The following is a 14,318-nucleotide window of genomic DNA, read 5'->3' as shown; positions in this document are numbered from 1 at the left end:
GCGCTTCGTTTCGTTCAGTTTTCAAGGAACGAGACCTCTTCTTGAACTTGCTTCGTTGCAGTCTTGCGTCGAGGAACCCAATTCCCCCGAATTCACTAGAAGACACAGGCGCAAAGTTGCTGCATTGAAACAACTTCTCTGCTGGTTTTCGTCGAAGAATCTCGCTTCTCTCCATTCACTTGCAGGACACAAGGTTGCTACTTTCGTTTGCTTCTCTGTAATCCTACCGAGGAACCTCACGTCTTCAAATTCCCTTGCAAGCGGCAGGCACAGACATAAAGCAACAGTGGAGCCTATCGGGATCGAACCGATGACCTCCTGCGTGCAAAGCAGGCGCTCTCCCAGCTGAGCTAAGGCCCCATATATCCGCTATCGGGAAGACAGGATTTGAACCTGCGACCCCATGGTCCCAAACCATGTGCTCTGCCAAACTGAGCTACTTCCCGCCAACGCGCTCGAGAGGATTCGAACCCCTAACCTTCTGATCCGTAGTCAGATGCTCTATCCAATTGAGCTACGAGCGCAAGTGCCGAGGGCCGGACTCGAACCGGCACGGTAGTGACCTACCCCAGGATTTTAAGTCCTGTGCGTCTGCCAATTCCGCCACCCCGGCTAAATGGGCAAATAAATGGAGCGGAAGACGGGACTCGAACCCGCGACCCCCACCTTGGCAAGGTGGTGTTCTACCGCTGAACTACTTCCGCTCGAATCAACATGCGGGTGAAGGGACTCGAACCCCCACGCCCGTAAAGGGCACTAGACCCTGAATCTAGCGCGTCTGCCAATTCCGCCACACCCGCAAATCAATTGTGGTGAGCCATGGAGGACTCGAACCTCCGACCCTCTGATTAAAAGTCAGATGCTCTACCTACTGAGCTAATGGCTCATAGTCAAGTATACACTCACAGTGAACGATGTCCCTTCCTCTGCTAGCATATTCGAAGATGTCGGATGCGTCGGGACAACTCGAAGCAAATCCGAAGATGCTTCGCTCGTTGCTCTACCTACTGAGCTAATGGCTCATGGTTAGGATAACACTCTACAGCTTCGTTTCACTCTACCTGCCTCTTCCTCTCCCAGCCGATTCAAAGATGCCAAGTGCGTCGAGGTAACTCGAAGCAAACTCGAAGATGCAACGCTCGTTACTGAGCTAATGGCTCATAGTCAAGTATACACTCACAGTGAACGATGTCCCTTCCTCTGCTAGCATATTCGAAGATGTCGGATGCGTCGGGACAACTCGCAGCAAACTCAATGATGCAAAGCTCGTTGCTCTACCTGCCTCTTCCTCTACAAGCTTATTCGAGAAAGTCAAATGCGTCGAGGCAGCTCGCAGCCAATTCAAAGATGCATCGCTCGTTACTGAGCTAATGGCTCATAGTACTTATATATAGATATAATATAAGTGGTGGAGGATGACGGGATCGAACCGCCGACCCCTTGCTTGTAAGGCAAGTGCTCTCCCAGCTGAGCTAATCCTCCACAAGATTGCCTAGCGACGACCTACTCTTGCAGGGGCGCTGGCCCCAACTACCATCGGCGCTGGAGGGCTTAACTTCCGTGTTCGGGATGGGAACGGGTGTTTCCCCTCCGCTATCATCACTAGACAATCAACAGACAAGTCATATTATAATTAAATTTATTTATTTGTCAATAGGTCCTTGTTTTTGATTAGTGCTGTCATTTCAACGTGCTATCATAATATAACACGTTGGGAGTGGTTTGTCAACTCGACTTCCTGTGTTTGTTTTTCAACAAAACAACGACAACTATTTTTACATAAATGAAAAGCCCCCTGCTGCTTGTCTTTGCAGGGAGCGATCAAATTTATTTATGACGCATTTGCGGGAAAAGCAACACGTCGCGGATCGACGGCGAGTTCGTCAGCAGCATGACCAGACGGTCGACGCCGATGCCAAGCCCGCCTGTTGGCGGCATGCCGTACTCGAGCGCTTCAAGGAAGTCTTCGTCCATTTCATGTGCTTCATCGTTTCCTTGTTCACGCTCTTTCAGCTGCGCCTCAAAGCGTTGGCGCTGATCGATCGGATCATTCAATTCGGTAAAGGCGTTGGCATGTTCGCGCCCGACGATAAACAGCTCAAATCGGTCGGTAAAACGCGGGTCGTCCGGATTTTTCTTGGCCAACGGTGAAATTTCAACCGGATGGCCATAAATGAACGTCGGCTGAATGAGGTGAGACTCGACTTTTTGTTCAAAAAATTCGTTGACAATATGGCCAAACGTCATATGTGGAGCAACTTCCACTCCATGTTCTTTCGCCAGCTCCCGCGCCTCTTCGTCGCTCATCTGCCGCCAGAAGTCGACGCCGACATATTCCTTGATCGCATCGACCATATGGAGGCGCCGCCACTCGGGCGTTAAGTCGACGACATGCTCGCCGTATTGAATTTTCGTCGTTCCAAGCACTTCAGTGGCAATGTGGGCGATCAAGTTTTCCGTTAGTTCCATGATGTCACGGAAATCGGCGTACGCCTCGTACAATTCGAGCATCGTAAACTCCGGATTATGGCGGGTGGAAATGCCTTCGTTCCGGAAAACGCGGCCGATTTCATACACTTTTTCCAAACCACCGACGATGAGCCGTTTTAAATGGAGCTCGATGGCGATTCGCATATAAAGGGTCATATCCAATGCGTTATGATGCGTAATGAACGGGCGCGCCGCAGCGCCGCCAGCAACGGCGTGCATCATCGGCGTTTCAACTTCCAAATAGCCACGGCTGTCGAGATACCGCCGCATCGATTGGATGATGAAACTGCGGGTGATGAACGTCTTTTTGCTCTCCGGATTCATAATTAAATCGAGATAACGCTGGCGATAGCGTTGCTCTATGTCTTTCAAACCATGGTATTTTTCCGGCAGCGGACGCAACGCTTTCGTCAAAAATTCGTACGACGACACTTTGATGGAAAGTTCACCAACTTTTGTTTTAAACATTGTGCCGCGCACGCCGACGATATCGCCAAGGTCAGAGATTTTAAACAGTTCGTACTGCTGTTCGCCAACATCGTCTTGACGGACGTAAATTTGAATCTGCCCGGTGACATCCTGGATATGGGCGAACCCGGCTTTTCCTTTGCCGCGCTTTGTCATGATGCGGCCGGCGACGGCGACTTCAATTTGCTTTTCTTCAAGTTCCTCTTTCGACAAATCGCCGTACAGTTCGAACAGTTCTTGCGCTTTATGAGTGCGCTCGAACCGTTTGCCAAACGGGTCGACACCCAATTCCTCAATTTTTTTCAGCTTTTCCCTGCGGACGCGCAGTTGGTCGTTCAATTCTTCATGACTCATACCTCATTCACTCCATTTAGCGATTTTTTACGAAAAATACTGCCAGCGCTCGCTGGCAGTCCTCCGCTGCATGAACGTCATCTCCGTTGTGTGAACTACCCACACCTACGCTTCGCTTAGAGGTGGAGGCTTCAAGCGACTTGTGCGTGTTCGCCGAACGGTAAGCCACACACAAGAACCCTTTACGCTTCCCTTCGTTCCGAAGGTGTCCGTTCTAGCCATATTCTATCCTATTCGTTGGCTAACGCCAACCGACATTCATCTCCCACCTACTCACTGGGTTACACCCTTCGCGTTCCTTGAGGTGGGAGACTTCTTTCGGAAATCCGTTAAACGGCTTCGGCGTTCGCCGCTGCTTGGACTTCCGCTTCCTCCGCCACGCGAAGCAACAGTGCGGCCAGTTCGTCCCGCGTTTCACATTCATTGATGGCGTTGCGGATTTTCGCTGCGCCGCGAATGCCTTTTAAATACCAAGCAGCGTGTTTACGCATTTCTTTGACGGCGATATATTCGCCTTTTAAGGCAATTAATCGGTCTAAATGCAGCAGGCAGACATCGATTTTTTCCCTCGGCGTCGGTTCCGGGATGAGCTCTCCAGTTTCTAAATAACGGACAGTGCGATAGATCATCCAAGGGTTTCCAAGCGCCGCCCGTCCGATCATGACGCCGTCGACCCCTGTTTCTTCAAGCATCCGCTTTGCATCTTGAGGCGTTTTGACATCTCCGTTGCCGATAACCGGGATGTTGACGGCTTCTTTCACTTGCTTGATGATGTTCCAGTCCGCTTTTCCTTCATACATTTGCACCCTTGTCCGTCCGTGGACGGCGACGGCCTTCCCGCCGGCGCGCTCAACGGCTTGAGCGTTTTCGACGGCGTAAATGTGCTTTTCATCCCAACCGATCCGCATTTTCACCGTGACCGGTTTTTCAACGGCATCGACGATCGCGGCAACGACATCATAAATTTTATTCGGGTCAAGCAGCCATTTCGCTCCAGCGTCGCAATTCGTAATTTTCGGCACTGGGCAACCCATGTTGATGTCGATGATATCTGCATTCGTATTTTTATCGACAAATTTCGCCGCTTTGACGAGCGTTTCTTTCTCGCCGCCGAAAATTTGCAAGCTGATCGGCTTTTCCCGTTCATCAATATATAACATGTTTAACGTCTTTTCGTTGTTGTATACGATTCCTTTGTCGCTTACCATCTCGGCGCATACAAGCCCGGCGCCGAATTCTTTGACGGTCAGGCGGAACGCGGAGTTGCATACGCCTGCCATCGGAGCGAGCACGACGCGGTTTTTAATTTCGACATCGCCAATGCGAAACATCGCAGATGCCTCCTTTCTACTTGTTCGATTCGAGTTTCGGCGGCGCCAGTTCTTCCACCGATATATTCAGCCGTTCGGCGATTTGTCCAACGAGCGAATCGGACGGCATCCGGTTCCCCCGTTCAATTTCACCAAGGATCGATACGGAAATGCCTAGTTCTTTCGCCAGTCTTTCTTGCGTATATCCTTTCAACTTTCGAAAAGCGCGAATACGTCTTCCCCATCTTTCCGCTTCCATACATGAACTCCTTTTTTGTCAGGTAGTCGGCCAATGATGTCGATTAACGGCTCGGAAAGGTTCGGTATTGCCACGTGGGAGTTGACTTCAAACAACGGGATGAGCACGAACGCCCGCTCCGCCATGCGCGGATGCGGGATCGTCAGCTGCTCTGTTTCAATATTTTCATGATTATACAGCAAAATGTCAAGGTCTAACGTCCGTGGTCCCCAGCGAATTTCCCTTTTTCTTCCAAGACGTCGTTCGATTTGCTGGGTCACGTCAAGCAAGGCAAACGGCGACAACGTCGTCGCCACCTCGATCACCATGTTTAAAAACTTGCCTTGGTTGACATAGCCGACCGGATCGGTTTCATAAATCGATGAGCTCGATGTGATCAAAATTTCCTGATGATGATGGAGCGCTTCAATGGCAGAACGCAAATAGGAAACACGATCTCCGAGGTTGGAGCCTAAAGCGAGATATGCGATGTTTTCCATTTAACGACCCCTATCAATTTCGACTGCGACATGTTGATAATGGCCGCGAATCGGCGGATTCGGCTTCGTCACTTTGACAATGCAGCGCTCGACAACAGGAAAGGCAGCGAGCAAGTCGGCGGCGATCGCTTCAGCGACCGCCTCGATCAAGGCGAACGTCCGCTCCTCAACGATCGCCCGGCAGCGCTCGTACACATCGGCGTAGTTGACGGTATACTCAAGACAATCGCTCCGCCCGGCGGGCTGCAAGTCGAGCTCCAACGTCACATCGACCAAAAATCGCTGGCCAAGGATGTTTTCTTCGCGAAACACCCCGTGGTAGCCGTAAAACTCCATGCCTTGCACATAAATTTTATCGATGACCGCTCTCTCCCTTCCCAAGCATAGCATCCATCATTTTGGCCATGCGGGCAATCGGCAATACATCATGGACTCGGACGATGTGCACCCCTTTCATGATGCCGAGACAAACGGTCGCTCCTGTTCCTTCGACCCGCTCCTCGACAGGCACGCCGAGCACATGGCCGATAAATCGTTTGCGCGACGTGCCAAGCAAAAGCGGATAGCCGAGAGCGGCAAATTCATCAAGGCGCCGCATCACCTCCAAGTTATGCTCGACCGTCTTGGCGAAGCCGATCCCTGGATCTAAAATAATGTTCTCATCTTTCACACCCGCCTCTTTGACAATGCGAATGCTTTCTTTCAAATCGGCGATCATGTCGGAAATCAAATCGCGATAGGCCATATCGCGGCGGTTGTGCATTAAAATGATCGGCGCGCCGTACGTGGCGGCAACACCGGCCATATCAGGGTCCGCCTTGGCTCCCCAAACGTCGTTGATGATGTGCGCCCCAGCCTCCATGGCTTGCCGCGCCACTTCCGCTTTGTACGTGTCAATTGAGATCGGCACACTCACCGCCTTAGCAATCGCTTTTACCGCCGGAATGACGCGGCGCAATTCTTCATCAAGCGGCACTGGATCCGCCCCCGGACGAGTTGATTCACCGCCGATGTCAATGATGTCTGCTCCTTCCGCCACGAGCCGCTTCGCGTGCTTGACCGCGTTTTCCACGTCGTAAAACCGGCCGCCGTCGGAAAACGAATCGGGCGTGACGTTGACAATGCCCATGATCAACGTTTTTTTGTTTAAGTCAAGCTCATGCCCGCGGCATTGAAGCCGAAGAGGGCGCATCGATGTTGTCATCAGTCGTTCATCCTTTCTGCCAATTCGTTCCTCGTCCATAGCCGATGGGTCAAGCGTCGGTAATGGTGCTGCAAGGCCCGGACCACCGGACCATTTTTTCCTTGGTAAACGCAATGGCCAATGCGGCAAAGGGGTACAATTTCCTGCACAGAGTTGGTGATAAATGCTTCATCAGCCTGCAACAAATGGGACAGCGGATATACCCCTTCTTCAACTGGGATGCGCAACTGCTTGAGCAAAGCAATGATGAATTGTCTTGTGATGCCGTTTAATATGCCGACAGCCGGCGCTGGCGTGTAGACGATGCCGTCTTTCACCCAAAAAATATTGGAAACGATCCCCTCCGCTACCGCACCATCTGAATTCAAAAAAATTCCTTCCGCATGAGGTCGATGTCCGAGCTCCCATTTCCCAATCATATTGTTTAAATAATGGTGCGACTTTAGTCGCTCATTGCCTTCCGGGCTGTTTCGCCTTGCCGCGAGCACCACCCCTTCTTTTCCTTCCGGAGGGACGGACGGCGGAAGCGGCTTCATATAGACGATGACGGTCGGGTTTCGGTAACGTTCGATCGGCAAGCCGAGATCGCCGACCCCGGCCGATACATTGAAGCGCACATAAGCGTCGCGCAAGCCATTGGCCTCGAGCAACTGCTCGATGATCGCCACCACTTCGGCGCGGCCGAACTGCCTTTCGATGTGAAGCTCAGACAGCCCTTTGTTCAATCGGGCCAAATGATCGTCAAGCAAAAAAGGGTGGCCGCTATACGTGCGGAATGTTTCAAATAAGCCGAGCCCATATAAAAAGCCGTGATCAAACGCTGATAACTGCGCTTCTTCGCGCGGAACGACCGCGCCGTTGATATACACGTACATGACTGTCACGCCTTTTTATACGTGTTGATAAAGTTTTTCAACAGCTGCATCCCATGGCTTGTCATAATCGATTCCGGGTGAAACTGCACGCCTTCCACCGGCAGCGTTTTATGGCGAATCGCCATCACTTCACCCTCTTCCGTCCAAGCCGACACGACGAAACAGTCCGGAAGCGTCTCTTTCTCGACGATAAGGGAATGGTAGCGCGTTGCCGTAAACGGGTTCGGCACGCCGCGGAAAATCGTCTCCCCATCATGGTAGACGGACGATGTTTTCCCGTGCATCAGCCTTGGAGCGCGGACAACGCGGCCGCCGAACGCCTGGGCGATGGCTTGATGTCCGAGGCAGACGCCGAAAATCGGAATTTGGCCGGCAAAGCGATCGATGACTTCCAGGCTGACCCCTGCCTCATTCGGTGTGCATGGACCGGGGGAAATCATAATAAAATCAGGGCGGAGTCGTTCGATTTCAGCCACCGTAATTTCATCATTCCGTTTGACAATCAGCTCTTCTCCCAACACGCCCAAATATTGCACCAAATTGTACGTAAATGAATCGTAGTTATCAATCATGACGATCATCATTCTCACCTCATGCTCGGAAATAATGCCTCTGCTTCGCTCAGCTCTTTCGCTTTCCAAAGGGCAGCCGCTTTCTTTAAACATTCCTTGTACTCATGCTCTGGGTTGGAATCGATGACGATGCCCGCTCCTGCCTGTACATGCGCCAATCCGTCTTTGACGACCATCGTTCGAATGGCGATGTTTAGCTCCATGTTTCCTTGAAAATCGATCCAACCGATCGAGCCCGTGTACAAGCCGCGGCGGACCGGTTCCAACTCTTCAATAATCTCCATTGTTCGCACTTTCGGAGCGCCGGTGATCGTCCCGCCGGGAAACATGGCGCGAATGACGGAAAACGCATCGTGCTCCGTCGTCATGGTGCCAGATACGTGAGAAACGATATGCATCACATGGGAATACTTTTCGACGGTCATCCATTCGTCAACTCGAACCGTCCCGTATGCACAGACGCGCCCAAGGTCATTCCGTTCAAGATCAACGAGCATGGCGTGCTCGGCCCGCTCCTTTTCACTCGCAAGCAACTTGCGAGCAATTTGTTCATCCTCTGCCGCCGTCCGACCGCGCGAACGTGTGCCGGCAATCGGCCGCGTCTCAAGACGCCATCCCCGCTTGCGGACGAGCAACTCCGGCGAGCCGCTGACGACTTGAAATTCCGGGGTATGCAAATACGCCATGTAAGGGGACGGGTTCAGCATCCGCAACTGCTTGTAGACGGCAAATGGATGCGTCACCAGCGGCTGCGACTGACGCACCGATAAGTTGACTTGAAACACATCGCCCGCCGCAATATAGCGTTGCACGCGGCGAACCGCATCCATAAACCTCTCTTTTGTCATGGAAACAGACGGCGCAGCTGTCGAGGCAGCAAGCGGCCAGACCAGCGCTTCATTCCGATCCTCGAGCCACATCCGTGCTTGCCGCGCAAGCCGCCGGTTTGCTTCGCTTTCCTCCCCTTCATTCGCGTAGGCAAGCAAATGAAGCTGTTCAGTTTGGTGATCATAAATCGCTACGTCGTCAAAGAGGAAAAAATACATGAGCGGCAGCCGCAAATCATCTTGCGCGAGCACCGGGAGCCGTTCCAGATAGCGAACCGCATCATAGCTAATGAAACCGATCAGCCCGCCTTGGCAAGGCAACGACTCCCCCTCATCCGGCACGGCGAAACACCGAAGCCATTGCCGGAGCCCTTCGAGCGGCGAGCCATCCAGCACCGTTTCAACCCCGCGCTGCTTGATGATGAGCCGCCGCTCGTCAGCGCGGATCACTCCGATCGGGTCAAGGCCGATCATGCTGTACCTTCCCCCTTGGCCGCTCTCAAGCAACACATGATGAGGCCGGCTATAGGCCAGCTGTTCGTACTGGCGGAACCAATCCCGTCCGCGATAATCGATAGTTCGTTTCAGTCGCCTGCGCCGCTGTTCCATCCTCGTCAGCTCCTTACGATGTCCATAGTTACTTTTATTGTACAATGATTGTCCGTCTGGGTCACCATCCTCGTAAAAAAAATTCGACAGGGTTGCCCCTGCCGAAAAAGTCTGCTTAGTCTTCAAATTGGTAAAGAGGCGTGCTCAAATAACGTTCGCCGTTGCTCGGGATGATGGCGAGCACTTTTTTCCCTTTGCCGAGCTCTTTCGCCACTTTCAATGCCGCATGAATCGCAGCGCCGGACGAAATGCCGCCGAGAATGCCTTCCTCGCGAGCCGCGCGGCGGGCCGCCGCAAACGCTTCTTCCGTCGTTACCGTAATAACCCCATCGTAAATGCTCGTATCCAAAATATCTGGAACAAAGCCAGCGCCGATCCCTTGGATTTTGTGCGGGCCCGGTTTTCCTCCCGACAAGACTGGGGAATCGGCCGGTTCAACGGCGTAAATTTTAATGTTTGGGTAAGCTTCGCGCAACACTTTGCCTGCTCCGGTGATCGTTCCGCCCGTGCCAACGCCGGCAACAAACGCATCAAGCTGGTCGCCCATTTGCTCCACGATCTCTTTCCCGGTCGTCAAGCGATGGATTTCCGGGTTCGCCTCGTTTTTAAATTGCTGCGGCATAAAGTAGCCGTGCTCGCGGACGAGCTCTTCCGCCTTTGCGATTGCTCCGCGCATCCCTTGTGCACCCGGTGTGAGCACAAGCTCGGCTCCATACGCCCGCAGCAGGTTGCGGCGCTCCAAGCTCATCGTATCCGGCATGACCAATACAGCCTTATATCCTTTCGCCGCCGCGACCATCGCCAATCCGATCCCAGTGTTGCCGCTTGTCGGCTCAACGATCGTGTCGCCCGGCTTCAGCTTGCCCGCTTTTTCCGCCGCTTCAATCATCGCCAACGCAATCCGGTCTTTGACGCTGCTGCCCGGGTTCATAAATTCCAGTTTCAAATACACATCCGCGCTGTCTTCATCAACGATGCGGTTCAGTTTCACGGCCGGCGTATCGCCGATCAATTCGGTTATCGAGTTGACTGTGCGTGCCATTGTTCCACCTCTAATCCCCATTAATTTTATCGACTTTGTCTCCAATGTATCAACTATTGGCGTAATTGTCAATCATTTTACTGTTTTCATTCTTTTTTTGCGAGTTGTTTCAACTGTTCCAGCTCCGCTTTGTCGAAATGGTACGTTTCATTGCAAAAATGGCACGAAGCTTCCGCCTGCCCTTCTTTGTCGATGATGTCTTGGATTTCCTCGGGCCCTAGGCTGATAAGGGCATCAGCGATCCGCTCGCGCGAACAGCGGCAGACGAATGACACCGGCATCGTCTCGAGCACACGGACGCCTCCATCTCCCAACAGTTGTTCGAGCAGCTGTTCCGGGCTGAGCCCTCTTTCGATCATGCGCGACACGGGCGGAATTTGTTTCAGCCGCTCTTCAATGCGAGTGATCGTGTTCTCCTCCGTCCCGGGCATCAACTGGATCATAAATCCTCCGGCGGCTCGGATGGTATGGTCGGGATTGACGAGCACCCCGACGCCAACCGATGACGGAATTTGTTCGGACGAAGCAAAATAATACGTAAAATCATCGCCAAGCTCCCCGGAGATAAGCGGCACTTGTCCGGTGAAAAAGTCGCGCAGCCCAAGATCCTTCACAACCGTCAACATCCCATTTTTTCCGACCGCCCGTGCCACATCAAGTTTCCCGTGCTCGTTCAGCTCAAAATGCACATGCGGATTCGTTACATAGCCACGCACTTCCCCTCTGGCGTTGCTGTCGACCAAAATGACGCCGATCGGGCCGCCGCCGTCAATTTTAATCGTCAACGTTTCCTCGCCTTTCAGCATCGCTCCCATCATAACACCAGCGGTCAACGCTCGACCAAGGGCCGCTGAGGCGGTCGGCCATGTTTGGTGGCGGCGTTGCGCCTCGGCGACCGTTTCCGTCGTTCTTGCGGCATACGCTCTCACTTGTCCATTGTAAGCGAGTGCTTTGACTAAGTAGTCTCCCATCTTCATCAAGCCTTTCATCCTTTTTTCTCGGTGTTTTTCTCGTACAACAATTTTAAGCCAGTCAGCGTCAAAAACGGATCAACGACATCGATGATGTCCGATTCGCTGGCAATGAGCGGAGCCAAACCGCCAGTAGCAATCACCTTCGGCGGGATTTTGCTTTTCGCCTTCATTCGCGACACGATGCCTTCCACTTGTCCGACATAACCGTATAAAATACCGGCTTGCATGGCGCTGACCGTATTTTTGCCGATGATATCATCCGGGCGGGCGATTTCAATGCGCGGCAATTTCGCCGCCCGCGCAAACAGAGCCTCTGTCGAGATCATAATTCCCGGGGCAATGGCCCCTCCCATATATTGTTTATGTTCATTAATATAACAATACGTCGTCGCCGTGCCAAAATCGACGATAATCAGCGGACTGCCGTACAAATGGATGCCGGCGACCGCGTTGACAATCCGGTCGGCGCCCACCTCACGCGGATTGTCATATTTGATGTCGAGCCCGGTTTTAATGCCCGGACCGACGATGAGCGGTTTGATATGGAAATATTTTAGACACATGCGTTCAAGAGCAAACATAATCGGCGGCACGACCGAGGAAATGATGATGCCTCGAATGTCGGAAAACTGCAAGCCGACATGGTTCAAGAGCGCTTTGATCATCATGCCGTATTCGTCTTCCGTTTTCGAGCGGCTTGTTTCAATGCGCCAATGATGTTTCAGTTCGTCCCCGTCATACACCCCTAACACCGTGTTTGTATTGCCGACGTCCAATACAAAAATCATCGCTTCATTCCTCGCTTTTCCTCGATAAATTCCCATTCTTTATCATATCATACTTACGGGAAAAAAACTGTCCTTCTTTCCCTGGGCCGCCGGCAAAAAAAAGATGCCTCCGAACAGAGACATCGATTACTCCTCTTTCTTTTGGATGTTGATTTTCACATCGCCGTCGCTTTTGCCGGACTCCTCGCGCCCGTTCCGGTCTTTGGGCAGCGTGCCATGTTCGAACAAATGTTTAATTTGCTCCGCATCGAGCGTCTCGACTTCTAACAGCGTGTTGGCGATCAAATCCAATTTGTCCCGATGTTGGGTCAAAATTTGTTTCGCTTTTTCATAGCACTCTTTAATGATGCGCTGAATCTCTAAGTCAATTTCATAGGCGATTTTGTCGCTGTAGTTTTGCTCGTTGTGTAAGTCACGTCCTAAAAACACTTGCCCGCTCGGTTGGCCGAATTGAAGCGGACCAAGCTTTTCGCTCATGCCAAACTCCGTCACCATCCGGCGCGCGATGTTTGTCGCCCGCTGAAAATCGTTATGGGCCCCTGTACTCACTTCATTGAACACGATTTCCTCGGCAACGCGCCCGCCGAGCAGTCCGGTGATTTTATCCATCAGTTCGGCTTTCGTCATAAAGTAGCGGTCTTCTTTCGGCAGCATGACCGCATAGCCTCCGGCTTGGCCGCGCGGCACAATCGTCACTTTATGCACCATTTCCGCATCGGCGAGCACCATGCCGATGACCGTATGCCCAGCTTCGTGAAACGCGACGATGCGCCGTTCTTTTTCCGAAATGACGCGGCTTTTTTTCGCCGGTCCGGCAATCACCCGGTCCGTCGCCTCGTCGATGTCGCTCATATCAATTTTCTTTTTGTTGCGGCGCGCTGCAACGAGCGCCGCCTCATTCAGCAAGTTTTCCAAGTCGGCGCCGGAAAATCCAGGCGTCCGCATCGCGATCGTCTTCAAGTCAACCGATTCATCGAGCGGCTTGTTGCGGGCATGCACGCGCAGCACCGCTTCGCGCCCTTTGACGTCCGGGCGGTCGACGGTAATCTGCCGGTCGAAGCGCCCCGGGCGCAACAGCGCCGGGTCTAAAATGTCCGGCCGGTTGGTGGCCGCGATAATAATGATCCCTTCGTTGCCGTTAAAGCCGTCCATTTCGACAAGCAGTTGGTTGAGCGTCTGCTCACGCTCGTCATGGCCGCCGCCAAGGCCGGCGCCGCGCTGGCGGCCGACGGCGTCGATCTCATCAATGAAGATGATGCACGGGGCATTTTTTTTCGCCGTTTCAAACAAGTCGCGCACCCGCGATGCCCCGACCCCGACGAACATTTCCACGAAATCCGACCCGCTGATCGAGAAAAACGGCACGCCCGCTTCTCCGGCAACCGCGCGCGCCAACAGCGTTTTCCCGGTTCCGGGCGGCCCAACGAGCAATACCCCTTTCGGAATGCGGGCGCCAAGTTCCGCAAACTTGCGCGGATCTTTTAAAAACTCGACGATTTCCACCAACTCTTCCTTTTCCTCATCTGCCCCAGCCACATCGCGGAAGCGGACTTTCCGCTTGTCATCCGTATACAGCCGCGCCCGGCTTTTGCCGAAATTCATCACCCGGCTGCCGCCGCCCTGTGCCTGGTTCAAAATGAAGAAGAACAAAATAAAAATAATCACAAATGGGATGATGGAAGTGAAAAACGTCACCCATCCGCTCGTTTCGTCCGCTGGCACGACTTCCACCCGCGTCCGCGCCGCCGCCGCATCGATGCGGTCAAGCACTTTGTCACTGTTCATGACGTAGGTGGAAAAGTACTGCCCTTCGCTATATGTTTTCAACTGGCCTTTGATTTCATATACGCCGCGCTCCGGCTTAATGGAAAACGACTTGACATCCCCGTTTTCCAGATGAGTGATGAACGCATCGTACGTCATCGGCTCCGTTCGCTGGTTCGTGCCGTTAAAAAAGCTGACGACGCCGATCACGACGAGGAAAATCAGCAAATAAAAGATGGTATTGCGGAAAATCCGGTTCATTTCTTGCCTCCTCCCATATGAAACACACTATACTCAATACTA

At 52.7% G+C, this 14,318-nt stretch carries 13 protein-coding genes, 8 tRNA genes and 1 rRNA gene; all 22 read right to left on the bottom strand.

All coding sequences use genetic code 11. The features are described 5' to 3' along the window. Positions 1 to 287: 287 nt before the first annotated feature. Positions 288 to 360 (bottom strand) — tRNA-Ala (locus QWV57_RS00475). A 12-nt stretch (positions 361 to 372) separates the two neighbouring features. Next, positions 373 to 446: transfer RNA gene (locus QWV57_RS00470), tRNA-Pro, on the bottom strand. A gap of 4 nt (positions 447 to 450) precedes the next feature. After that, positions 451 to 524 (bottom strand) — tRNA-Arg (locus QWV57_RS00465). A 3-nt stretch (positions 525 to 527) separates the two neighbouring features. Further along, a tRNA-Leu gene (locus QWV57_RS00460) sits at positions 528 to 613 on the bottom strand. Positions 614 to 629: 16 nt separating this feature from the next. Next, positions 630 to 704: transfer RNA gene (locus QWV57_RS00455), tRNA-Gly, on the bottom strand. Between the two features lie 11 nt (positions 705 to 715). Then, a tRNA-Leu gene (locus QWV57_RS00450) sits at positions 716 to 800 on the bottom strand. 10 nt (positions 801 to 810) lie between these two features. Continuing rightward, a tRNA-Lys gene (locus QWV57_RS00445) sits at positions 811 to 886 on the bottom strand. A gap of 520 nt (positions 887 to 1,406) precedes the next feature. After that, positions 1,407 to 1,482, bottom strand: a tRNA-Val gene (locus QWV57_RS00440). Positions 1,483 to 1,490: 8 nt separating this feature from the next. Then, positions 1,491 to 1,607: ribosomal RNA gene (gene rrf / locus QWV57_RS00435) — 5S ribosomal RNA — on the bottom strand. A gap of 220 nt (positions 1,608 to 1,827) precedes the next feature. Beyond that, positions 1,828 to 3,312, bottom strand: a complete 1,485-nt coding sequence (gene lysS, locus QWV57_RS00430; RefSeq protein WP_015373717.1) for a lysine--tRNA ligase — start codon at positions 3,310 to 3,312, stop codon at positions 1,828 to 1,830. 329 nt (positions 3,313 to 3,641) lie between these two features. Next, entirely contained in the window at positions 3,642 to 4,643 is a 1,002-nt protein-coding gene (dusB, locus tag QWV57_RS00425; RefSeq protein ID WP_011229588.1) for a tRNA dihydrouridine synthase DusB, read from the bottom strand. Between the two features lie 16 nt (positions 4,644 to 4,659). Beyond that, positions 4,660 to 4,881: a helix-turn-helix domain-containing protein gene (locus QWV57_RS00420; RefSeq protein ID WP_011229587.1), complete on the bottom strand. Its 222-nt coding sequence runs from the start codon at positions 4,879 to 4,881 to the stop codon at positions 4,660 to 4,662. After that, positions 4,833 to 5,360, bottom strand: a complete 528-nt coding sequence (folK, locus tag QWV57_RS00415) for a 2-amino-4-hydroxy-6-hydroxymethyldihydropteridine diphosphokinase (RefSeq protein ID WP_015373716.1) — start codon at positions 5,358 to 5,360, stop codon at positions 4,833 to 4,835. Before folK ends, QWV57_RS00420 begins: the two co-directional genes overlap by 49 nt. Further along, on the bottom strand, positions 5,361 to 5,750 hold the full coding sequence (gene folB / locus QWV57_RS00410; protein WP_014194586.1) for a dihydroneopterin aldolase: 390 nt from the start codon (positions 5,748 to 5,750) through the stop codon (positions 5,361 to 5,363). It lies immediately after the preceding gene. Next, positions 5,713 to 6,564: a dihydropteroate synthase gene (folP, locus tag QWV57_RS00405; protein ID WP_015373714.1), complete on the bottom strand. Its 852-nt coding sequence runs from the start codon at positions 6,562 to 6,564 to the stop codon at positions 5,713 to 5,715. Before folP ends, folB begins: the two co-directional genes overlap by 38 nt. Then, a complete protein-coding gene (pabC, locus tag QWV57_RS00400; RefSeq protein WP_015373713.1) occupies positions 6,564 to 7,439 on the bottom strand; it encodes an aminodeoxychorismate lyase in 876 nt (291 codons plus the stop codon). The genes folP and pabC overlap by 1 nt, the downstream gene beginning before the upstream one ends. A 5-nt stretch (positions 7,440 to 7,444) precedes the next feature. Then, entirely contained in the window at positions 7,445 to 8,020 is a 576-nt protein-coding gene (gene pabA, locus QWV57_RS00395; RefSeq protein WP_015373712.1) for an aminodeoxychorismate/anthranilate synthase component II, read from the bottom strand. A gap of 5 nt (positions 8,021 to 8,025) precedes the next feature. Then, the gene (gene pabB, locus QWV57_RS00390) at positions 8,026 to 9,447 is read right to left on the bottom strand and encodes an aminodeoxychorismate synthase component I (RefSeq protein ID WP_015373711.1); all 1,422 of its coding nucleotides are present in this window, start codon (positions 9,445 to 9,447) and stop codon (positions 8,026 to 8,028) included. Between the two features lie 115 nt (positions 9,448 to 9,562). After that, positions 9,563 to 10,489 (bottom strand): cysteine synthase A, encoded by a 927-nt coding sequence (gene cysK / locus QWV57_RS00385; RefSeq protein WP_011229580.1) that lies wholly within the window; start codon positions 10,487 to 10,489, stop codon positions 9,563 to 9,565. An 86-nt stretch (positions 10,490 to 10,575) separates the two neighbouring features. Further along, complete coding sequence (hslO, locus tag QWV57_RS00380; protein WP_015373710.1) at positions 10,576 to 11,466, bottom strand: Hsp33 family molecular chaperone HslO; 891 nt, start codon at positions 11,464 to 11,466, stop codon at positions 10,576 to 10,578. 8 nt (positions 11,467 to 11,474) lie between these two features. Further along, a complete protein-coding gene (locus QWV57_RS00375) occupies positions 11,475 to 12,251 on the bottom strand; it encodes a type III pantothenate kinase (protein WP_011229578.1) in 777 nt (258 codons plus the stop codon). Between the two features lie 126 nt (positions 12,252 to 12,377). Beyond that, positions 12,378 to 14,276 carry an ATP-dependent zinc metalloprotease FtsH gene (gene ftsH, locus QWV57_RS00370; protein WP_015373709.1) on the bottom strand — a complete coding sequence of 633 codons (1,899 nt, stop codon included), beginning with the start codon at positions 14,274 to 14,276 and terminating at the stop codon, positions 12,378 to 12,380. Positions 14,277 to 14,318: the final 42 nt, after the last annotated feature.

It is taken from the genome of Geobacillus zalihae, assembly GCF_030414215.1.
Taxonomy (GTDB): domain Bacteria; phylum Bacillota; class Bacilli; order Bacillales; family Anoxybacillaceae; genus Geobacillus; species Geobacillus zalihae.
The sequence above is the reverse complement of the archived record's forward strand: the minus strand, read 5'-3'. Positions and strand labels throughout refer to the sequence as shown.

Coding starts and splice junctions, on each gene's coding strand:
- folP (WP_015373714.1), bottom strand. CDS start 6,564: ATGACAACATCGATGCGCCCTCTTCGGCTTCAATGCCGCGGGCATGAG.
- pabC (WP_015373713.1), bottom strand. CDS start 7,439: ATGTACGTGTATATCAACGGCGCGGTCGTTCCGCGCGAAGAAGCGCAG.
- QWV57_RS00420 (WP_011229587.1), bottom strand. CDS start 4,881: ATGGAAGCGGAAAGATGGGGAAGACGTATTCGCGCTTTTCGAAAGTTG.
- folB (WP_014194586.1), bottom strand. CDS start 5,750: ATGCTATGCTTGGGAAGGGAGAGAGCGGTCATCGATAAAATTTATGTG.
- lysS (WP_015373717.1), bottom strand. CDS start 3,312: ATGAGTCATGAAGAATTGAACGACCAACTGCGCGTCCGCAGGGAAAAG.
- dusB (WP_011229588.1), bottom strand. CDS start 4,643: ATGTTTCGCATTGGCGATGTCGAAATTAAAAACCGCGTCGTGCTCGCT.
- ftsH (WP_015373709.1), bottom strand. CDS start 14,276: ATGAACCGGATTTTCCGCAATACCATCTTTTATTTGCTGATTTTCCTC.
- cysK (WP_011229580.1), bottom strand. CDS start 10,489: ATGGCACGCACAGTCAACTCGATAACCGAATTGATCGGCGATACGCCG.
- QWV57_RS00375 (WP_011229578.1), bottom strand. CDS start 12,251: ATGATTTTTGTATTGGACGTCGGCAATACAAACACGGTGTTAGGGGTG.
- folK (WP_015373716.1), bottom strand. CDS start 5,360: ATGGAAAACATCGCATATCTCGCTTTAGGCTCCAACCTCGGAGATCGT.
- pabB (WP_015373711.1), bottom strand. CDS start 9,447: ATGGAACAGCGGCGCAGGCGACTGAAACGAACTATCGATTATCGCGGA.
- hslO (WP_015373710.1), bottom strand. CDS start 11,466: ATGAAGATGGGAGACTACTTAGTCAAAGCACTCGCTTACAATGGACAA.
- pabA (WP_015373712.1), bottom strand. CDS start 8,020: ATGATCGTCATGATTGATAACTACGATTCATTTACGTACAATTTGGTG.